A 21,611-nucleotide genomic window follows, 5' to 3' on the forward strand; every position below is an offset into this window, starting at 1 on the left:
GAACCAAAGAAGATGAACAAGGAGTACAATGACAATTGCACTTGGTAATGTCCCTGCTAAACTTTGTAGTGGTGATTGAATCGTATTAAAGATAAATTCATGAACACTTGTACCAGCTAATTTCACTGCTAATTGAATACCTGCAACTACTGTTAAGATAACAAATGCTGGAACTATAGCTGCGAAAGATCTTAAAACTGCTGGTGGTACTCCATCAGGCATTTTAAAAGTAATGTTTCTTTGTACAAAGAAACGGAATACTTCAGTAACAAGGAGTGCCACGATAATTGCTACAAATAACCCTTGTGCACCTGTCCAAGCTAAGTTCAATCCGCCTTCTTTCGGTGTTGTTGGCGTAAGAATAATTAACGCACCAAATGAAATAATACCTGCTGACAAACCATCAACGCCGTAAGATTTTGCTAAGTTATAACTTGTTGTAAATGCTATGATTAGTGCTAGAATCGCGAAAGAACCAGTCCACATTCCACCGCCGACTTGTTTCCACGTTTCACCAAACAAACCTTTCATGAAATCTTGGAAAGCTTCAGACGGAAAACCATTAATTAGTGATGCCAGTGCACCAACTAAAATAAGTGGCATAACTGCAATAAATCCGTCACGGATCGCAGCTAAGTGACGTTGCGATCCGATTTTACCAGCGACAGGAACAATATATTTCTCCATAAATGCAATAAACTTTTGCATTTCGCTTCCCCCCTAATTATTTTTTAAGTGTTAATGCGTGATCTAAAACTGCTTCTCCATTCATCATGCCGTAGTGCATTGGATTGATAACGTCGATTCCAACGTTTCTCTCGTCAGCAAGCGTTTTCATTGAAGAAAGCATGTAACGAACTTGTGGTCCTAGTAATAATACATCTGCTTGATCGATATTCGTTTTTACTGCATCCCCAGATACAGCCCAAATCTTTCCTTCTAGACCGCGAGCTTTTGCAGCCGCTTCCATTTTTGTAACTAGTAAACTTGTAGACATCCCTGCTGAGCAACATAATAAAATATTCATTTGAAAATCCCCCTTGTGTAGTATAAAAAATTTATGTTTATTTATTTTTCTTTACGCTATTTATTAATGCAATTTGCGTGCCAACTTTTTAAAACCACTAAAATCAGTGCTTTTTCGAGCATTTTCTTTGTGTGTTAACGCTTTCAATTAGTGTGTTACTCAAAAAACACACAGTGTGTTATAAAACAACACGCTTTTAACACATAACTGTATGAAAATAGATTAGTGTTTAGTTGTCTAGTTATGTTTAACATAAAAAAACACTAAAAAATTTTTTCATCGTAGAAATCTAGTAAAAAAACAACATACTCTTGAACATACTCTTCTATCTTTTGTCCAAGCAAACTCTACTAGATTACATAAAATAGAATAAAATCACACACTTTGAAAGGAGATTCCTATGCCAAAACATAGAAAAAAGAACCAAATGACGATTTATAAAATAACATGCTGTAAGAAAGATAAACGTTCTGAATTAAACTCTGACAAGTTTGAACTAGAAGCGCAGGAAATAGAAAATAAGCAGGACAAGCATGGTAAACAAGAAGAACAAGATGCACAGGATAAGCAAGTACAATCAGAAAATGTAATTATAGTACCCACAGATTCACACAGCTTAGATGTGTGGGATGAAATTTCTCTAAAGGAAATACAAGCTGGTGAGCATACGAAGTTATTTGAAGAAAAGAGTAATTATCAAAATATTAATTTAGTCCAAGTAAATGATGTTCGCTTATACTTGGACAAGCAACTACAATTTAGTTCCGTTGATGAGCAAATTTATCATGAAGCGCTTGTACATCCGATTATGGCAAAAGTCATTGATCCAAAACGTGTTCTCATATTAGGTGGTGGCGATGGTCTTGCCTTACGAGAAGTTTTGAAATATGAAACTGTGCTACATGTAGACCTCGTTGACCTAGACGAAGCAATGATTAATATGGCACGTAATGTCCCAGAAATAGTATCTTTAAACAAAAACGCTTTTTTTGATAATCGAGTGAACGTGCACGTATGCGATGCAAAAGAATTTCTAAATTCACCTTCATCTTTATATGATGTAATCATTATTGATTTTCCAGACCCAGCGACAGAGTTGTTAAGTACTTTATATACAAGCGAACTATTTGCTCGTATAGCTACATTCTTAACAAAAGATGGTGCTTTTGTCTGTCAATCTAATTCACCTGCTGATGCACCTCTAGTATATTGGAGTATCGGTAATACAATTGAACACGCTGGATTAACTGTGAAGAGTTATCATACAATAGTCCCTTCTTTCGGAACTGATTGGGGATTTCATATCGCTGCTAATTCTGCCTATGTACTCGATCAAATTGAACAATTATATGTAGTACCAACTCCTCGAACATTGCCTGCTATTCTTTTTCCTTTATTTCAATTTAAAGAAGAACATCTAGAACAACGTAACCATGCTCTTTTAAATTCAGAATCGAACCTTATCCTACATCAATGCTACAAACAAGAAATGGAGTTTTGACGATATTATAGTAAGGAGTGCTACCCTATGGAATATTCTACTTTTGGCAAGCATATAATAGTAGATTTGTGGGGAGTGGACTTTTCCCTATTAGATGATATTCACTTTTTAGAATACCATTTAGTTAACGCTGCAAATTGCTCTGGTGCTCATGTTTTAAACGTAAGTACAAAAGAATTCCATCCGCATGGCGTTACTGTTTTGGTTTTACTATCGGAAAGCCATCTTTCCATTCACACTTACCCGGAACAAAATTTTGCAGCTATTGACTGTTATACTTGCGGTACAACCGTTGAACCACAAATAGCGATTGATTATATCGTAAATATATTAAAACCGGAACGGATGCATATAAAAAGATTAATTCGTGGTATAGGAGAAATTGTTACTGCCGATTAATTATAACTCTTACTCATCCGAAAAAAGGAGGATTGTAAATACCATCAGTGGGATGAACATTCCACTGATGGTACAGGCACATACATAAAATGAAATTTTAATTAGTGGGAGTTTTACTGCCCGTTAATTCGAGATAAAAAAACCTTGCATAAGCAAGGTTCATTCATCCACCGACATCTTCCTATATAACTCTACAAACTCACTCGCTAATTCTTTCACCGTAATTGCATTCATTAAATGATCTTGCGCGTGTACCATTAAAAGAGTAACTTCGGTCTTTTCGCCACCAGCTTCTTTCTGGATAAGCTCCGTTTGTACGCGGTGCGCCTCTTTTAATTCCTCTAGTGCTTCTTGTAATTTAGCTTCAGCTTCTGTAAACTCCCCACGCTTCGCACAATCAATTGCTTCCATTGAACAACTTCTCGCGTTTCCCCCATGCAAGATTAAATGAAAAGCTTTCGTCTCTATCGTATCCATTTTAGTTCTTTACTCCCCCTTTTCTTCCGCCAGTTTTTGTTTATCCCATATTTTTAAGAACGGTAAATAAATGAAGAATGCTAGCGCAAAGTTAACAAGTTGCAAAATAACACCTGAAATTTTCCCGCCCGATCCTAAATATCCACTAAAAAGAATAGGTGTCGTCCAAGGTACAGCGGCCCCACTTGGACGTGCGACCCATCCCCATTCCATTGCAAAGTAAGAAACAATTGTTAACACAACTGGAACTAATATAAATGGAATTAGTAAAAGTGGGTTCATCACAATCGGCATACCAAAAGTTACCATCTCATTAATATTAAATATACCAGGTGCAATTGACAATCTCCCTAAACTTTTTAATTGTTGACTTCGTGCAAATAGTAACATTCCGACAACTAGAGCAAGCGTTGCACCAGAACCGCCCATATAAATCCATAAGTCAAAAAACTGTGCCGTAATGGTATTTGGTACATCTTGCCCAGCTTGAAAAGCAACTCGGTTTTGATCCATTAACGACAACCAAACAGGGCTCATTACACCACCAACAATAGTAGCACCATGAATTCCACAAGACCAAAGAACATGAACTAGAATAACTGCTATTATTGCGCCCCAAAGACTAGCACCAAGTACACTAAGTGGTTCCTGTAAAATTTGTCCTACGATATTATGGATACTGCCAAAAGAAGTGTTTTCTATAATTAAGCGCAAAATCCAAATAACCGTTACAACAATAAATCCTGGAACAAGTGCTGCAAATGAACGTGTCACAGCTGGTGGAACAGTCTCTGGCATCTTTATAATCATCTTTTTTTGTACAATAAACCGATAAAGTTCAGTAGATATAAGTGCAATAATCATTGCCACAAATAACCCTTGGCTTCCCATTAATGCAGCTGGGATTGCACCTTCTACAAGTACGCTTTCTTTTGTACTTGGTATAATATATGCAACTTGAAATGGAGTCGCAAGTAAAAACGTCACAAGCGACAATGCCCCGGATGCTAAAGCATCCACTTTATAATACTCACCAAGCCTGTAAGCGATTCCAAAAACAGCTATTAAAGCCATTATATTAAAAGTTGCACTAACTGGATACCCTAAAGCTCTCTGCCAATTCTCACCAAACAAACCTGCCATAAACTCGTTATATCCCGGTATCGGCAGTGCACTAATAATGAGGAAAAACGATCCAATAATTAAGAAAGGCATCGTTAAAATAATTCCATCTCGAATTGCTTGTAAATGCCTCTGCTCTGCAACCTTCCCTGCTACCGGCATTACATACTTCTCTAAAAACCGTATCATCTATCCCACTCTCCTCATGGTTTCATTGACAAAGCTGCTTGCAAGATAGCTTCTCCATTACAAAGTCCGTAATGAACGGATTGAATGACATCAACAGGTATCCCTTTCTCTTTACATAATTCTTTCATTTTCGGTAATAAATAACGTACTTGCGGTCCAAGTAAAAGGACATCAGCTTTATCAATGTGACTATTTACTTCAGAACCTGATACTGCCCAGATTTTTACCTCTATCCCTCTTGCCTCTGCTGCTTTCTCCATCTTTGTAACAATCAAACTGGAAGACATTCCCGCTGCACAGCAAAGTAAAATATTCATCCCGCTTCCCTCCCCCTTTTTCTAAACCTAACTTACGGTGCACCCCTTGCCACCACTAGGTTACAAATATATATGTCTAGATTTCCTGCTGTATGCCGAGCTTAAAAACAAAAATTTCTTCGTTTTCACGCTATTCCATTTATCCGTATTCTCCTAGTAAAGAGGACTCTAACTCGCTATAATGATTCAGTATGATTTTTTTAATTGATAGGAGGATATATTTATGAAGGCATATCGCTTTCCACTTATTTTATTATCTTCTATCCTAATTGGTGGTTTCATTGGTTATTTCATGGGTGCCGATGCAGTTGCTTTAAAGCCGCTTGGTGACATTTTCTTAAACTTAATGTTTACGATTGTTGTACCTCTAGTGTTCTTTAGCATCGCATCGTCTATTGCTAATATGGATGGATTAAAACGTTTCGGTAAAATTATGTCTAGTATGGCTGGGACTTTCTTATTTACAAGTATTTTAGCTGCTATTTTTATGATTATTGTCGTGAAAGTATTCCCGCCAGCACAAGGTGTTGTACTAGAACTAACACAACCTGACAAAGCCGGCAAAGCTGTTAGTGTTGCAGATCAAATCGTCGGTATTTTAACAGTATCTGACTTCTCGAAGTTACTATCTCGTGAAAATATGTTAGCTCTTATTTTCTTCTCTATCTTAATGGGGATTGCAACTTCAGCAGTTGGCGAAAAAGGAAAGCCATTCGCTACATTCCTACAAGCTGGTGCAGAGATTTCAATGAAGGTTGTATCTTTCATTATGTACTACGCTCCAATCGGACTTGCTGCTTACTTTGCAGCATTAGTTGGTGAATTCGGACCACAACTTCTTGGAACTTACTTCCGAGCAGCAATGGTATACTATCCAGCTTCTCTAATTTATTTCTTTGTATTTTTCACATTCTATGCATACCTTGCAGGTCGCAAACAAGGTGTACAAGTATTTTGGAAAAACATGGTCTCTCCTACAGTTACATCACTTGCAACTTGTAGTAGTGCCGCAAGTATTCCAGCGAACTTAGAAGCAACGAAGAAAATGGGTATTTCTTCAGACGTTCGTGAAACAGTTGTCCTTCTTGGTTCTACACTTCATAAAGACGGCTCTGTTTTAGGTGGCGTATTAAAAATTGCTTTCTTATTCGGTATTTTCAATATGGAATTCGAAGGACCGAAAACATTAGCAATCGCACTTGTTGTTTCTTTATTAGTAGGAACAGTAATGGGTGCTATTCCAGGCGGTGGTATGATTGGTGAAATGTTAATCGTATCTCTATACGGTTTCCCGCCAGAAGCACTGCCAATTATCGCAGCAATTAGTACAATCATTGATCCTCCTGCAACGATGTTAAACGTAACAGCAGATAACGCTTGTGCGGTAATGACAGCTCGCCTTGTAGAAGGTAAGAATTGGATCAAAAACAAATTTGCTTAATAGCTAAAAAGAGGATGCTCTAAACGAGCATCCTCTTTTTGTCGTTATTTGTTGATAAGTTGATATCTCCTCTCGCCACAAATTTGTTAAAATCTTCACAAATATTCCACATCCATTATCCATTCTCCGTACTATAATCATGTATGGAAAAGGAGATGGACACGATGACACAAAGCGCACCTGAATTTAAAGTTTTGCAAAGCATTGCATTTCTCGCTGTCGTTTTGCAAAGTTCCTTATTATATACAATGAATCAAGGAAATGTCTTACTTGAGCAATCCCTCATTATGGGCATGCTATTTAATCTTGCAAAATTCTCAGCACCAGCATTCATATTTATCGTTGGATTTCACTTAATTCGTCACTATACGAAACAATTAGTATATAAAGAATATATTGCTGAAAAAGCGACACACTTACTCATTCCTTATTTCTTTTGGTCTATTCTTTACTTATTAACAACAAACGATCTTATTACGTTACAAAGTGGAATAAAAAGTTTATTACTCGGAACAGCCGCGCCCCATCTTTGGTACGTTATTATGATGTTCCAAATTCACTTATTGTTCCCTTTACTATGCACACTTTTTTATTGGTTTCAAAAACGAACAGAAAATAAAAAAGACATATATAAATATATGACCTTTTTCGCGTGCCTATATTTTCTATTAATGTGGTTCTCTTCTCACTATATTTTTAATGGAGAAAAATTAACAAGTTCAACAATTTTACATTATACAGATCGATCATTTCTATTCTACTCATTCTATTTCGTTATGGGTGGCATTGCCGCTGTAGCACTAAAAACTTGGCGTCTATTCGTCATGAAACATATCCCGCTTATAACAATATTATTTTTCATCTTATTTTTATTCATCAATTATGAGTTGTTTAGTTTTTATGGAGCAAACTCTATTCATTTAACTGTTTCTACCTATTTAAAACCATCTATGTTTTTATATATCGTCTGCGAAATTATCATACTGTATGTGTTATCTATTATGATAGTACAGCGTCGTGGTTTCTTATATAAAACGTTACGTTTCATTGGAAATTACACGTATGGTGCTTATTTAGCTCACTTATTCTTCTTGCAACTATGTACAAAGTTTCTTTCTTTATTCACACTGCAAGAAAATACTATATTATATAGCCTATTACTATTTGTGTTGACGGCTATTATCTCTATTTCAACAATGGTCATTTGTAGCACAATACCATTTCATACTTGGATTACAGGGCCTTCTCCTACAACAAAGATGGAATGGACGAAGGTTGTATTCCGAAAAAATCATAAAAAACTATTCAAACCATATATTTGATATAATAATATGCATATAAAAAAGAAAGCGAGAGACACCTATGATTAATCAAGTTGGACAAATTATGCTATATGTAAATAACCAAGACGCAACAGTACAATTTTGGACAGAAAAAGTAGGGTTCCAAATCATTGCGGAAGAAAATAACGGAAACGGATTCCGCTGGATTGAAATTGCACCGGCGAAAGAAGCAGGAACAAGCATCGTCCTTCACGATAAAGCGTTAATCGCGAAGATGCAACCTGAACTAAACCTTAATACACCTTCACTTATGTTCTTCTCAAATGACTTAGACCGTCTATATAAAGATCTTTCTGAGAAAAATGTCACAGTTGGACAGGTTGTAGATTTACCTACTGGTAGAGCATTCAACTTTGCTGATAATGAAAATAATTACTTTGCAGTAATGGAACGTAAATAAAAAAGAAGCTATCCGAAAAAATCGGATAGCTTCTTTCATTTTAAGAAACTTGTTCTACATTCGTTTCTCTATGCTGTATATGGCTCGTGATCCAAGCAATTCCACCGGCAACAACGAGATAACATAACAATATTAAAATTTGCATTTGTAATTGCGACCAATCTCCTAAAGAGATAACATCTTGTAATCCTCTAAGAGAATGAGACATTGGGAGAAACTGTCCAATTTTGCTAAGAACAGCTATGTTTAATTCTCCTGGGAAAGTCCCCCCGCTTGTCGCTAATTGCAAGACAAGAAGCGTTACCGCTAAGAACTTTCCAACAAGACCAAATACTGTTACTAACATAAGAATAAATGTCATGAACGTAAAGGAAATAACAATACTTGATAAAACAAAGAGTGGCACACTTGCGACTTCTAATTTCATAACACCTAGCACAACTACATCTACGAGTAGCGCTTGAATAAGTCCAATTAAATATACCAATCCTAGTTTATTAATAAAATGTACCGTTCCGCTTACCTTCATATTTTGTCTGCGGCCAAGCGGTAAAATATTCGATGCCATAATTCCGCCAACATAAAATGCAAGTGATAAGAAATATGGCGCAATGCCTGAACCGTAGTTAGGAACGTCAGAAACTGTTGACTTCACTAACTGAACTGGCTCTGAGAACATCGTATTACGTGCATCATCATTACGAACATCCGCTATCTTCTCTGCGCCCTCTCCCAATTTCGTAGAAAGTTCTTTCGCACCATCATCAAGTTTAACAAGTCCATTTGTTAATTTACTAGCACCGTTATTCAGCTCCGTTCCACCACTTGCAAGCTGATTTACACCTTCTTGCAATGATGTAAATCCATTTCCCCACTTCGTAAATCCATCAGCCAAATTCGATGCACCATCTGCTATCTTTTTCGTTCCAGCAGTAGCTTCATTTAACTTAACTCCGAATGTATTTATGCCTTCTTCAATCTTATGTTGACCGTCAGTAAGCTTCTTCGCTCCTTGTGTCAATTGTTGTTGGCTATTATTTAAAGTACTTGTTGCTTTAGCTAGTCCATCAGACGTAGCAACAATTTTTTGAAAAGCGGGATCTTGCTGCACTTCTGGATGATTTTTCACGTACTCTTCTAATTGTTGTTTCACATTATTTGCCGCATTGTCCGCTTTCGCTTGCCCTTCAGCAAGTTTTTCATTTCCATTCACCCATTCATTTGTACCAGCACTTAATTCACTAACTCCTGATTGTAACGTTTTTTCACCTTGTGCTAATAACTCCATACCACTATGAAGTGATGTCGCTCCTTGACTCAGCTCATTTGCTCCCCCAGTTAAAGCAGCTTGACTGCTGGATGCAAGCTTGTCACTTCCTTCTTTCAATTTCGATGTCCCATTACTTAAACGATCAATACCATCCGCAAGCTGATTCGCTCCATTTTTTGCATCGGTCGTTCCTTCATGTAACTTCCCAGCACCATTACTTGCATCACTCAATCCTTGTGCCAAATCTTGAAACTTTGAAAAGACACCTTCTGTATAAGATTTCGTAATACTGTTTGAGATTTTTGTTTTCATATTTTCAACAGCTGTCGTTCCAATTTGAGCTGCTACAAAGTTTTTACCTGGATTTACTTTGTACTGCAACTTTGCCGGCTCTGGTTTCTCATCCATAAGTGTACTTACCTTTTTAGAGAAATCTTCCGGAATCGTAACAACCATATAATATTTATCTTCTTTTAACCCTTCATCTGCATTTTTTTCTGATACGAAATGAAAAGCCAGTTCCTTATTCTCTTTTAAATTTTTAACAAAATCGTCTCCTGCATGAATTATTTTTTCATCCATCACAGCACCCTTATCTAAGTTCACAACTGCAACAGGTAATTTATCTAATTTCCCGTACGGATCCCAATATCCAGCTAAAAAGAATCCTGAATAAATTAACGGAACGATTAACAAAAAAATTAAAGCGATACGTCCATGTTTATGGTGCCACATCGCTTTCCAATCTTTAAATATAAGTTTAATTCCCTTCATGAAACATACTCCTTCTCCGAATTTAACACCATTAGAATGGTTTAACAGATTTACTATACACGTCACTTTCCATACTGTATAATACATCTTTAATTATCAATTCATTCCTTTTGGTCTATAGAAAGGGGATTCGAAATGGAACTGCTCCAGTTAAAATACTTTCAGACAGTCGCACGACTAGAACATATGACAAAGGCAGCTGAAGAATTGCATATCGCGCAACCTTCACTCAGCAAAACAATTGCTAGACTTGAAAAGGATTTAGGCGTCCCTTTATTTGATCGCCAAGGCCGACAGATTACTTTAAATTCTTTCGGAAAAGTATTTTTAAAACGGGTAGAACGTATTTTTCATGAATTAAGTGAAGGGGAACGAGAAATTAAAGATTTAGCCGAATTACAACAAAGCTCTATTACACTGGCCGTTTCTATTCCAAGAATATTACCGGAACTACTTGGCTCTTTTTTACTAGAACATCCTAACGTTAGATTCCAACAATTTCTTGCATCTACTCCTTCTATGAAACGACAACTAGATAATATAGAAATTGACTTTTGTATCTCCTCTGTGCCAATTGCAGGTGAGGAGATTGTTTGGGAACCACTTATTACAGAAGAAATTTTCTTAGTCGTCCCTTCAGGCCACCGTTTATCCGGCCGAGAAAATATCCACCTGCATGAAGTAAAAGACGAACCGTTTATTAGTATGAATACTGGCTATGGATTTCGGCACTTAACGGATGAATTTTGTAAAGAAGCTGGTTTCACTCCGCATATTGCTTTTGAAGTAGATGAACCGACAGTGATTAGCGACCTCATTAAGCAAGGGCTCGGCATCGCTTTTGTTCCAAGTTTAACTTTATTAAAAAACTCTACTTTAGCATCAAGCAAGTTGCGTATTATTGAACCCAATTGTCAGCGAACCATCGGATTAAGTTGGTCCAAAAAACGTTACTTATCAAAAACAGCTCAGCAATTCCGTGAATTCGTAATTGACTACTTTTCTAATATTAGGACGTAAAATTATATGAACAATAAAAGGTGCCACCCTCATATGGTGGCACCTTTTATTGTTCACTCTTTTTTAATTCCATTTCAGCTAAAAGTGGTAGTACATTATCAAAAATATGCGTATTATTATTTTCACCTGTTACATATCCACCGTAATATCTACTAAATACGTTGTCATTTCGGAATGTGGACATATGATCATACAATTCCTTCGCAAACTTTGTATCACCTGTTTGTAGTACGTACAAAATCGTTAATCCGTACGCGGCCGGCGATTCATAATTCACAGTTTGTTTTCCCGTTTCTAAATTGTAACGACCGTATAGCTTTCCATCCTCTTGGAACTTCTTCTTTATAAATTCCAAATAAGCATCTGATGAAAGACCTCCTAAACTCCGATGATATGCAACGTATGATTGGTCAATAAGATTCACTTCTTTATCGTACGTAAATGTACCATCTTCTTTATACTCTTTTGGGAATGCCCAGCCATGCCTTGGATAATCAGCTAAAAATTGAACGACCTCCTGATATTGCTGAACAGAAACTTTGCCGTACTTCTTCATATAGGAGAATGCACGCGGATTTATGTATGATGTTGTTACAAAATTATTTTGTTTCCCTGCATCTGCATCATAATAATCAACATAATAATTATCTTTTTTATTATAACGAAGTACAGCATCACTTAATTGATCAGCAAGGTTTTTATAACGCTCTTCCTTATACATTTCATAAGAACGATATAATTGTTCTATAATACGAAGATCATCTATAAGTGCATTTGTAGCTGACTGCCTCTCTCCCTTTTCAGAGAGTTTCCATAAAACGATATGATTCTTATATACGAAATTATCTTGAATAACCTTTACTTGCTCATCAAATAACGCCTGGTCATCTTTATCAAGTGTATATTGTAACCATAATCCCGCCGATTCTGATAAAGCTTCACGTCCCTTTGCTTCACCCGTACCTGCCTTAGTATCTACTAAACGATACGTGGCAAGCGTTCCATTTTCATTCACCATATGTCTTAAAATAAAATTTTCTGTACGGTTTCCTTGTAAAGCTGACCAAAATACAATTCCACCTAAAGCGATTAAGAAGATAACTCCAATCCCTATATATAAACGTTTCCGCAATCTTTTCACCTCCCTAGTAAGGCTAACCTTAATTTTATCAGAACATACATAAATTTAAAAAAGACAATCTATTAGATTGTCTCCCACATTTCTATCCCCCGCAAACCTCTTTAGAAGGTTTATATAGCGATTGTACAAGTCGATCATATTCACGACGTGTAATCTCTTTATTATATAGCTTCAATAATAAATCTCTATGCTCTTTTGAAAATGCCATCTTTTTAATGACTTCAGGATACATAAAACACCCTCTCCATTTCACATAAACTTCTTCATTCCGAAAACAGAACTTATGTTCGCATAAAAGATTATAAAATATTCCTGCGCAAAAAACAAACAAAACATGAGCAACTATTCATTTCTTTCTATTCAAAATATTACAACATTATATTATCATATTCACTTTTTAAATACATATATATTTTTGGTAGTTTTTTTGAATAAATCTTCCAATTCAATCAGAAAATAATGGCAAAAAAGAAGAGGAGTTTACATATGGATACGGTAACATTAGCAAGAGCATTTTTTGGTTCTTCATTAGCATTCCACATTATCTTTGCAACACTTGGTGTCGGACTTTCATTGATGATTTTTATAAGCGAAGTACTCTATCACTGGAAGAAAGACTCCGACTATGCCATTATGGCGAAAAGATGGACAAAGGCGTTTGCTATTCTTCTCGGTGTAGCAATTCCAACTGGAACAATTGTTGGTGTACAAATCTCACTTCTTTGGCCTGGTTTTGCCAAAATTGTCGGGCAAGTTATTTCTGTTCCCTTCCAAATTGAGATTTTCGCCTTCTTTTTGGAGGCTTTATTCATGTCGATTTACGTATATGCAGCTGATAAACTTCCTCCATTTATGAGATTAATCTCGCTATTTTTCGTCATGCTTGGTGCCACGGCATCCGCCGTGCTCATTACATCAGCAAATACATGGATGAATACACCCGCAGGCTTTTCAATGAATCCAGATGGATCTGTTTTTAACGTTGATCCGTGGAAAGCTTTCTTTAATCCGAGTTTTGGCACAAGTGCATTCCATGTCGTTATTACGGCTTATGCAACTGGTGCGGCTGTCATTGTTTCTATCGCTGGATTTAAATTATTGAAGAAAAATTTAAGTACACGTGAAATTGCTTATCATAAAAAAGGGCTACTATTAGGGCTTGTCGTTACATTTATTACAGGCGCTACGATGTGGCTTTCAGGACATGAATCAGCGATTGCCTTACATAAACACTCACCTGAAAAACTTGCATCTGCTGAAGCTTTATTTGAAACGACATCACACGCACCGCTATCCATTGGCGGAGTTGTGGATCCTAATACACTTGAACTAAACTATGCACTTGAAATTCCAAACATGCTTAGCTTATTAGTGGGACTAGACCCTAACACTGTCGTAAAAGGTTTAAAGGAATTCCCACAAGAAACATGGCCACCATTTTATACACATACACTGTTCAACTTAATGGTCGGCACTGCTGCGTTTACCTTTGCAGTTGCAGCAATTGCGCTCTTATATTGGTACTTCGTTTACCGAAAAAAGGGAACAGAACTACCGAAGTGGCTACTTTTGGGGGCTGCCGCATGCGGACCAATTATGATGCTCGGTATTGAATTCGGATGGATTTTCAGTTGTAGCGGTCGTCAACCATGGACAATTTATGGTATGCAGCGTACCGTCGATGCATCTACACGCGCTGATTTCGTCGGTCCTTTATTTATTTTGTTCATCATTTTATATATTGGACTCGCTATTTTAACAGTCTTTGTTCTACGGACATTCTTTAGAAGACATCCATTAAAGAATGATTTACAACACCAAGGAGGCGATTCTCATGCATGAGGAAAGTATTGCAATCATCATCTTATGGGCCCTTATTTTCGTATACAGTATATTAGGGTCCATCGATTTTGGCGCTGGTTTTTGGGGCATGGTATACGCAAAACATCCAACGCTCGCTGCCAAACTTGCGAATCGGTACTTATCACCTACTTGGGAAGTAACAAATACGTTTCTTGTTTTCGTCGTTGTCGCATTTCTCGGCTTCTTTCCGAAAGCGGCCTTTACCCTTGCGACAGTAATGTTCGTACCAGTTATGTTAATTTTAGTGCTCGTTGCAGTACGTAGTACATTTATGGTGTTTGCTTACTCCTTGCCGAAATATCAGTACCTTCTTCGGGTTATTTCAGGTATTACTGGTCTCTTAATTCCAGCACTATTAATTACCGTTTTACCCGTTACAGAGGGAGCCTATATTACAATGTCTGAAGGGAAAGAAGTACTCCTGTATGGAAAACTTCTTTCTAGCCCGGTTATCTATTGCTATATGCTCTTCGGAATAACGTCTGAACTATTTCTCTCCTCTCTCTTTCTCGCTGATTTTGCGAGAGAACAAAGTTCAGAAGATACGTATAGAATTTATAGAAGAAATGCCATCATCCTTGGTCCTGCAACGCTCGTTACGGCGATCATTGCCCTCGTTGTAATGGATCCAGAAACACATTGGCTTATGCAAGGATTAATAAAGCAATTCCCGTGGTTTACAGTTTCTATTGTTTTATTCGTTATCGGATACTCGTCCCTTTGGTGGACAAACAAAAAGTACAATACACTAGGATACCCTCGCATTGCCGTTTTAGCTGTCGTCGCTCAATATGCATTTGCAAGCTACGCTTACGGCGTCGCGCATTTACCGTATATTATTTATCCTGACGTAACTGTATTTACAAGCTTTACAACGACAGAAACGTTCTATGCACTTCTCATTCTATACGCAATTGGGATTGCAATTTTATTACCAGGATTTATTTTCTTCTGGAATTTATTCTTGAAGGATCGTACTTTTTTGAAGGAAAAATAATATAGCCTTGGAGTCTGTTCCAAAAGGTATTTTGGGATAGACTCCTTTTTCATGTTTTGTCGGTAAATCGATATATTTTAATAATCGCTGATATATTTTCAGTTGCGCCGATATATTTCAATAATCGCTGATATATTTTCAGTTACACCGATATAAGTCTCATTTACTACCTTACCACCCAATCAATTTATAGACTCCTATCACAATAGTTATTTCACTACTAGTGACACTTGTCCTTTAGCTTGAAAAACACATATTCGCTTCATCTCGTTATACGTCTAGTTCTTCTTATTTTTTGCTGAATATACTACCAATATAAACTTGAGACAAGCTACATCTGTTCAAGGGGAAATAGAAAGGTAGGCAAAATATGAGCATTGAAATATGGATTACTATTATTGTATTCTTCTTAACGATGATTGTTATCTTTTGGCGGCCTCGTGGTTTAAATGAGGCATGGCCAGCAGCAATCGGTGCTGGCATTATCCTGATTACTGGACTTGTGTCAAAACCAGACGTCATGGACATTATAAGTAAAATTGGCGGTGCCTCCATAACAATATTAGCGACCATCGTTATGGCCGTTATATTAGAAAGCTTCGGCTTCTTCCATTGGTCCGCAGCAAAACTAGCAAATTTAGCAAAGGGTTCTGGTCACCGTTTATACTGGTATATTCAATTACTATGTTTTCTTATGACTCTTTTATTTAATAACGACGGTAGTATTTTAATTACAACTCCAATTTTAATTCTTCTTCTAAAAAATCTTCAATTAAAACCTCATCAGCAAATTCCTTATTTATTAAGTGGCGCTTTAATCGCTACGGCATCTAGTGCACCAATTGGTGTAAGTAATATCGTAAATTTAATCGCATTAAACATCGTCCATATGACTCTTTATATGCATACTGCTATGATGTTTGTACCTGCAACATTAGGCTTATTATTTATGTCATGGCTTATGTATACAGTTTTAAAGAAAAAACTTCCGAAAAAATTACCTGTTTCTTCATATGATATTGAAGAAATTTTCTTCACGAAAAACTTCCATCCACTAAAAGGAAATAATTCTGTTGATACGAAACAAAAGCGTACAAGATTCATGTTAAAAGTATTAGGTTTCGTCTTCCTTATGCGCTGCCTTTTATTCGTTGCATCCTTCTTATCGATTCCAATCGAAATTGTTGCTGTACTCGGTTCACTCGTTCTTCTCATCTGGAGATGGTACTACTTACGAACAAACCCTGTCGATATTTTGAAAAAGACACCGTGGCACATTTTAATTTTCGCTTTCTCTATGTACGTCATTATTTACGGGCTTCACAACGCAGGATTAACAGCGGCGCTTGTAAATTGGCTTGAACCAGTTGTAAGTCAACATCTACTCTATGCTAGCTTTGCAATGGGTGGACTCGTCTCCCTCCTCTCTAACGTCTTCAATAACCATCCTGCACTTATGATTGGTACAATCACATTAACAGAAATGGGACTAGACCCAGTCACATTAAAAACTATCTACCTCGCAAACATTATTGGTAGTGACATCGGTTCACTATTACTACCAATTGGTACACTAGCTTCACTCATTTGGATGTATATTCTGAAACAAAACAAAATTAAAGTAAAATGGAAAGACTATTTAAGTGTATCCCTTATCGTTATTCCTCTCACAACAGTCGTCACATTATTCCTCTTATACTACTGGGTACACCTCTTCTTCGCCTTATAAAGTGAAACTTTAATCAGTGCGGGTTTTGTTCATCCCCCACTGATTATTAGTTAAACCAATCGGGCTTTTACGGGCAGCCCGACCCCGACCTAACTTCTTTGCTTCCGCTGAATTTTGAGGAGGGGGTCTTACTGCCCGTTAATGCGGGATAAACGACAGAAGCCCGCTTTGCTACCGTCTTAGCAAAGCGGGCTTCTTCTATATTTAAGTTAGGTACTACAGTGTGATCAATCAAGTAAAGAGGTGTAACGTGTTATTGGTATAAATGACTACCAGTGTCTTTAAATTCTTTCGCTTTCTCTTTCATCCCTTTTTCAATTGCTTCTGTCGTTTCTAAATCATTTTCTTTCGCATATTCACGAATATCATGTGAAATTCTCATACTACAAAACTTCGGTCCACACATGGAGCAGAAATGAGCCGTTTTCGCACCTTCTGCTGGCAATGTTTCATCGTGATATTCCATCGCACGTTCAGGATCTAAAGATAAATTAAATTGATCGCGCCAACGAAATTCGAAACGTGCTTTTGAAAGTGCATCATCACGCTGATGAGCCGTTTTATGCCCTTTTGCAAGATCAGCCGCATGCGCTGCAATTTTGTACGTAATAACACCCGTGCGTACATCATCTTTATTCGGTAAACCTAAATGTTCTTTCGGCGTTACATAACAAAGCATCGCCGTTCCAAACCAACCGATCATCGCAGCTCCAATTGCCGATGTAATATGGTCATAACCTGGTGCAATATCTGTCGTTAGTGGCCCAAGTGTGTAAAACGGCGCGCCCTGACAAATATCAAGTTCTTTCTCCATATTCTCTTTAATTAAGTGCATCGGTACGTGTCCAGGTCCTTCGATCATAACTTGCACATCATGTTTCCAAGCAATTTTGGTTAATTCACCAAGTGTTTCAAGCTCAGAAAACTGTGCTTCGTCATTTGCATCTGCAATCGAACCTGGACGTAATCCATCTCCGAGAGAGAACGCAACATCATACTGCTTCATAATTTCACAAATCTCTTCAAAATGAGTGTATAGGAAGTTTTCTTTATGATGGAATAAACACCACTGTGCCATAATCGAACCACCACGTGAAACGATACCTGTCGTACGCTTTGCCGTGATTGGAATGTAACGAAGCAATACACCAGCGTGAATCGTAAAGTAATCCACGCCTTGCTCAGCTTGCTCAATTAACGTATCACGATATACTTCCCACGTTAAATCTTCTGCAATTCCGTTTACTTTTTCCAGCGCTTGATAGATCGGTACAGTCCCAACTGGTACAGGCGCGTTACGAATAATCCACTCACGCGTCGTATGAATGTTTTTACCTGTAGATAAATCCATAATCGTATCCGCACCCCAGCGCGTTGCCCACGTCATCTTCTCTACTTCTTCTGCAATAGAAGAAGATACAGCAGAGTTTCCGATATTTGCATTGACCTTCACGTGGAAGTTACGCCCAATAATCATCGGCTCTGCTTCCGGATGGTTAATATTCGCTGGTAAAATGGCACGGCCTTCCGCGATTTCCTTACGAACAAACTCCGGCTCTACACCTTCACGAATCGCAACATATTCCATCTCAGACGTAATAATGCCATTACGTGCATAGTGCATTTGCGTAACGTTTGCACCTTGCTTCGCTCTAAGCGGCTGGCGATCCATTTGCGGGAAAACAGATGTATGCTTCGAAGCCACTTTCACACCGTCATCCTCTGGTTTCACTTCGCGCCCTTCGTATGCTTCTACATCACCACGCCCCATAATCCAAGAGTGGCGCGGTGTTGGAATACCTTTTTCCAACTCGACCTTATACGCAGGATCTGTATAAGGACCGCTCGTATCATACACACGGATTGGCGGATTTGGAACGCCATTCGTTTCGCTTTGTTCAATCTCACGCATCGGCACTTTCATACCTTCTCGTGGTCCATTCACATATACTTTTTTACTCCCTGGTAAACTCGATTTCAATTCAATTTGCTCAGCTGAAACAGATTGTTTCATAAATTTTGTTGCCCCCCTGTTCGTGACAAGGACGAGATATGGCCAGCGCATGCCAAAATAAAAAGAGCCAGGTCCATAAAAAAATAAGGACCTGGCTCATAAAGACATCATTATGTAAAGCCATTAACTTCCCTACGCTGGTACGAGCCAGATCAGGTCCAAAGGGTTAAGAAGTTCACGCGCTTCTCTCTCAGCCTACGCATACGTTAGGCACCCCTAGTTTATCACTGATTTAATTTTCAATACTTTCCCATCATACACTATAATCTGAAAAATTCAAAGTTTATTTCTTTTGTTGTTTATGGAATCATCCACGTTAAATAATATGCCTGCACATACGTCATAATACCAACAATAATTACGAAGAACAAACTATGCTTCACTGTAAAACGGAACAAATCCGATTCTTTTCCAGCAAGACCAACTGCTGCACAAGCGATCGCAATCGACTGCGGGGAAATCATTTTCCCTGTTACACCGCCTGTTGTATTTGCTGCAACGAGAAGCACTTCAGATACGCCGACTTGCTGCGCTGTAATGGCTTGTAAATTCGAGAACAGTGCATTCGCAGACGTATCAGACCCTGTTAGGAATACGCCAATCCAGCCTAAGAATGGTGAGAAGAACGGGAATAGTCCGCCAGTTCCGGCTAATGCTAACGCTAACGTAGAAGATAGACCAGAATAGTTTGCGATAAATGCAAATCCTAGTACGAATCCGATAGATAGAATTGGCATTTTTAATTCGTTTAACGTTTCTTTAAATGTCACTACTGCATCTTTTACATTCATTTTCAAAATAAACATGGAAATGATACAAGCAATTAAAATTGCTGTTCCAGTTGCCGATAATACATCGAACTTCAGAATTGCCTCGTAAGGCGTTGGTTTATTTACAATTGGTTCTGCTTTCATTACTAGATTATGCAGACCTGGAATTTCAAACTTAAATACAAGACTTGCTAAAGCCCCTCCTGGAGCGAATAATGCCTTAAAGAAACTTTGGCTCCAAATGACTACCATAACCGTTAATACGATAAATGGAGACCATGCTTTTACTACTTTTCCAAACGTTAATTTCGGCATCGATGCTGCTGTCGTTGTTGCTGCTACTTCACTATTTGCTTGCTCGGATTGATAGATTTCTTTCGGCTGCCAAACTTTTAAGAACAGCGCTAAACTAATTAAACTTACAAGTGCCGATGTAATATCCGGAAGTTCCGGCCCTAAAAATGTCGCTGTAATGAACTGCGTAATTGCAAATGAACTACCCGCTACAAGTAACGCAGGCCACGTTTGTCTTATCCCTTTAAATCCATCCATTAAAAATACGATAAAGAATGGCACAAATAATGATAGGAACGGTAATTGATGTCCAGCCATTTGTCCAATTTTATGTGGATCAATACCTGTTACTTGTCCAGCAACTGTAATCGGAATTCCCATCGCTCCGAACGCCACTGGTGCAGTATTTGCAATCAAACAAAGACCTGCTGCGTATAAAGGATTTAACCCAAGACCCGCAAGAAGCGCTGCTGTAATCGCTACTGGTGCTCCAAATCCTGCCGCTCCTTCTAAAAATGCTCCAAATGAAAATCCAATTAAAATAACGAGTAGACGATGATCATTCGTAATCGATAATACCGATGCACGAATCACATCGAATTGACCTGTTTTCACAGAAATTTTATATAAAAATACCGACATAATGATAATCCAAGCAATCGGCCATAACCCGTACAAAAAACCGTACCCGGTTGCTGCCATTGCCATCGTGAACGGCATTTTATAAGCGAATAACGCTACTAAAACTGTAAGTACAACTGTAATAAATCCTGCCACATACCCCTTCATGCGAAAAATCGCTAAAGCTAAGAAAAAAAAGATAATCGGAATAAGTGCGACTGCTGCTGAAATCCAAATATTACCGAACGGATCATAAACTTGTGTCCATGTGTTCATTGTTCTCTCCCCCTAAAGAATCCCCTTTTAAATAGAATAACCTCATCAATAGACTATCAGGTCATCATACCTTTAAGCCTAAAATAAAAAAACGTTTAAGAAAACGTTTTCAACAACTTTCATTTATACTGTACCATAACAATTTCCATTAAAAAAGATTTTTTTGAAAATTTTATCATTTAACAAAAAAATCTTACAAAATCGTCATGTTCCTGTAATGTTCATCGATAGAAAGCTTGCAAAAATTATTGCATAATAATAGTATAACAACGGACATTATTTATGAGGTGATATATATGAATGGAAACAAAATATTAGCTGCTTTATCGTACTTTAGTGTACTATTTGCCCCTATCTTATTCCCAATTATCGTTTGGATTGTGGGGGACGCTGAAACAAAGCCACATGCAAAACGTGCTCTATGGACACACATCATTCCAAGTATCGCTACATTTATCGGCGTAGTCATTTTAGGAATTATGGGCATGGGATCTGACCAAGCAGATATAACACTTGGAATTGGATCAATGATTGTCTTAGCTATTTGCGGAATCATCAGCTTATACTACTTCATCTGGAACATTGTAAAAGGAATTAAAGTACTGAAAGCTTAATTTTAAACAAAC

Annotated in this window: 20 protein-coding genes and 1 riboswitch; of the genes, 10 read left to right on the forward strand and 10 right to left on the reverse strand. The window is 37.7% G+C overall.

All coding sequences use genetic code 11. The annotated features are described in order from the left end of the window. Positions 1 to 708 (reverse strand): PTS sugar transporter subunit IIC (locus tag MR170_RS14580; protein ID WP_242308526.1); only part of this gene is annotated, 708 nt, incomplete at its 3' end. A gap of 16 nt (positions 709 to 724) precedes the next feature. Then, a complete protein-coding gene (locus tag MR170_RS14585; RefSeq protein ID WP_001023569.1) occupies positions 725 to 1,027 on the reverse strand; it encodes a PTS sugar transporter subunit IIB in 303 nt (100 codons plus the stop codon). Between the two features lie 400 nt (positions 1,028 to 1,427). Here MR170_RS14585 and MR170_RS14590 point away from each other — a divergent pair, with 400 nt between their 5' ends. Beyond that, positions 1,428 to 2,528: a polyamine aminopropyltransferase gene (locus tag MR170_RS14590; protein WP_242308527.1), complete on the forward strand. Its 1,101-nt coding sequence runs from the start codon at positions 1,428 to 1,430 to the stop codon at positions 2,526 to 2,528. Between the two features lie 27 nt (positions 2,529 to 2,555). Then, positions 2,556 to 2,927 (forward strand): adenosylmethionine decarboxylase, encoded by a 372-nt coding sequence (speD, locus tag MR170_RS14595; protein ID WP_242308528.1) that lies wholly within the window; start codon positions 2,556 to 2,558, stop codon positions 2,925 to 2,927. 159 nt (positions 2,928 to 3,086) lie between these two features. On the opposite strand, the gene MR170_RS14600 is transcribed toward speD, so the two are convergent. The 3 genes from MR170_RS14600 to MR170_RS14610 are packed head-to-tail and all read right to left on the reverse strand — an operon-like array spanning position 3,087 to position 5,032. Continuing rightward, positions 3,087 to 3,404 carry a PTS sugar transporter subunit IIA gene (locus MR170_RS14600; RefSeq protein WP_000379645.1) on the reverse strand — a complete coding sequence of 106 codons (318 nt, stop codon included), beginning with the start codon at positions 3,402 to 3,404 and terminating at the stop codon, positions 3,087 to 3,089. Between the two features lie 9 nt (positions 3,405 to 3,413). Continuing rightward, a complete protein-coding gene (celB, locus tag MR170_RS14605) occupies positions 3,414 to 4,715 on the reverse strand; it encodes a PTS cellobiose transporter subunit IIC (RefSeq protein WP_016079718.1) in 1,302 nt (433 codons plus the stop codon). Between the two features lie 14 nt (positions 4,716 to 4,729). Beyond that, positions 4,730 to 5,032, reverse strand: a complete 303-nt coding sequence (locus MR170_RS14610) for a PTS sugar transporter subunit IIB (protein ID WP_016079717.1) — start codon at positions 5,030 to 5,032, stop codon at positions 4,730 to 4,732. 223 nt (positions 5,033 to 5,255) lie between these two features. Between MR170_RS14610 and MR170_RS14615 the strand changes: the two genes are divergently transcribed. The 3 genes from MR170_RS14615 to MR170_RS14625 all read left to right on the forward strand — a co-directional run bounded on the left by MR170_RS14615 (position 5,256) and on the right by MR170_RS14625 (position 8,216). Beyond that, on the forward strand, positions 5,256 to 6,473 hold the full coding sequence (locus MR170_RS14615; protein ID WP_000649376.1) for a dicarboxylate/amino acid:cation symporter: 1,218 nt from the start codon (positions 5,256 to 5,258) through the stop codon (positions 6,471 to 6,473). Between the two features lie 164 nt (positions 6,474 to 6,637). Beyond that, positions 6,638 to 7,795, forward strand: coding sequence for an acyltransferase (locus tag MR170_RS14620; RefSeq protein ID WP_016079715.1), 1,158 nt, complete (start codon positions 6,638 to 6,640; stop codon positions 7,793 to 7,795). Positions 7,796 to 7,835: 40 nt separating this feature from the next. Beyond that, positions 7,836 to 8,216, forward strand: coding sequence for a VOC family protein (locus tag MR170_RS14625; protein ID WP_242308529.1), 381 nt, complete (start codon positions 7,836 to 7,838; stop codon positions 8,214 to 8,216). Between the two features lie 40 nt (positions 8,217 to 8,256). Here the strand turns inward: MR170_RS14625 and MR170_RS14630 are convergent, their stop codons facing one another. Then, positions 8,257 to 10,260, reverse strand: coding sequence for a YhgE/Pip family protein (locus MR170_RS14630; RefSeq protein ID WP_242308531.1), 2,004 nt, complete (start codon positions 10,258 to 10,260; stop codon positions 8,257 to 8,259). A 135-nt stretch (positions 10,261 to 10,395) separates the two neighbouring features. On the opposite strand from MR170_RS14630, the gene MR170_RS14635 reads away from it, so the two are divergent. Continuing rightward, on the forward strand, positions 10,396 to 11,280 hold the full coding sequence (locus MR170_RS14635) for a LysR family transcriptional regulator (RefSeq protein WP_016079713.1): 885 nt from the start codon (positions 10,396 to 10,398) through the stop codon (positions 11,278 to 11,280). A 46-nt stretch (positions 11,281 to 11,326) separates the two neighbouring features. Here MR170_RS14635 and MR170_RS14640 read toward each other — a convergent pair whose 3' ends face one another. Then, positions 11,327 to 12,412, reverse strand: a complete 1,086-nt coding sequence (locus tag MR170_RS14640; RefSeq protein WP_242308532.1) for a transcriptional regulator — start codon at positions 12,410 to 12,412, stop codon at positions 11,327 to 11,329. A gap of 91 nt (positions 12,413 to 12,503) precedes the next feature. After that, on the reverse strand, positions 12,504 to 12,653 hold the full coding sequence (locus tag MR170_RS14645) for a hypothetical protein (RefSeq protein WP_000283180.1): 150 nt from the start codon (positions 12,651 to 12,653) through the stop codon (positions 12,504 to 12,506). A 254-nt stretch (positions 12,654 to 12,907) separates the two neighbouring features. Here MR170_RS14645 and cydA point away from each other — a divergent pair, with 254 nt between their 5' ends. From cydA to MR170_RS14660, 3 genes are all read left to right on the forward strand, one after another. After that, positions 12,908 to 14,263, forward strand: a complete 1,356-nt coding sequence (gene cydA / locus MR170_RS14650) for a cytochrome ubiquinol oxidase subunit I (protein WP_242308533.1) — start codon at positions 12,908 to 12,910, stop codon at positions 14,261 to 14,263. Next, positions 14,256 to 15,281 (forward strand): cytochrome d ubiquinol oxidase subunit II, encoded by a 1,026-nt coding sequence (locus MR170_RS14655; protein WP_000544183.1) that lies wholly within the window; start codon positions 14,256 to 14,258, stop codon positions 15,279 to 15,281. The genes cydA and MR170_RS14655 overlap by 8 nt, the downstream gene beginning before the upstream one ends. Before the next feature lie 370 nt (positions 15,282 to 15,651). Further along, the gene (locus tag MR170_RS14660) at positions 15,652 to 17,010 is read left to right on the forward strand and encodes an arsenic transporter (protein WP_016079710.1); all 1,359 of its coding nucleotides are present in this window, start codon (positions 15,652 to 15,654) and stop codon (positions 17,008 to 17,010) included. A 253-nt stretch (positions 17,011 to 17,263) separates the two neighbouring features. On the opposite strand, the gene thiC is transcribed toward MR170_RS14660, so the two are convergent. Then, positions 17,264 to 19,024, reverse strand: coding sequence for a phosphomethylpyrimidine synthase ThiC (thiC, locus tag MR170_RS14665; protein WP_242308534.1), 1,761 nt, complete (start codon positions 19,022 to 19,024; stop codon positions 17,264 to 17,266). A 112-nt stretch (positions 19,025 to 19,136) separates the two neighbouring features. Continuing rightward, a riboswitch (TPP riboswitch) is annotated at positions 19,137 to 19,252 on the reverse strand. 71 nt (positions 19,253 to 19,323) lie between these two features. Next, positions 19,324 to 20,985, reverse strand: coding sequence for an L-lactate permease (gene lldP / locus MR170_RS14670; RefSeq protein WP_242308535.1), 1,662 nt, complete (start codon positions 20,983 to 20,985; stop codon positions 19,324 to 19,326). Positions 20,986 to 21,281: 296 nt separating this feature from the next. On the opposite strand from lldP, the gene MR170_RS14675 reads away from it, so the two are divergent. Next, positions 21,282 to 21,599, forward strand: a complete 318-nt coding sequence (locus tag MR170_RS14675) for a magnetosome magnetite crystal formation protein family (RefSeq protein WP_016079707.1) — start codon at positions 21,282 to 21,284, stop codon at positions 21,597 to 21,599. The last annotated feature ends 12 nt before the right edge of the window (positions 21,600 to 21,611 follow it).

Source organism: Bacillus cereus group sp. BfR-BA-01524 (assembly GCF_022662595.1).
Classification (GTDB): domain Bacteria; phylum Bacillota; class Bacilli; order Bacillales; family Bacillaceae_G; genus Bacillus_A; species Bacillus_A thuringiensis_S.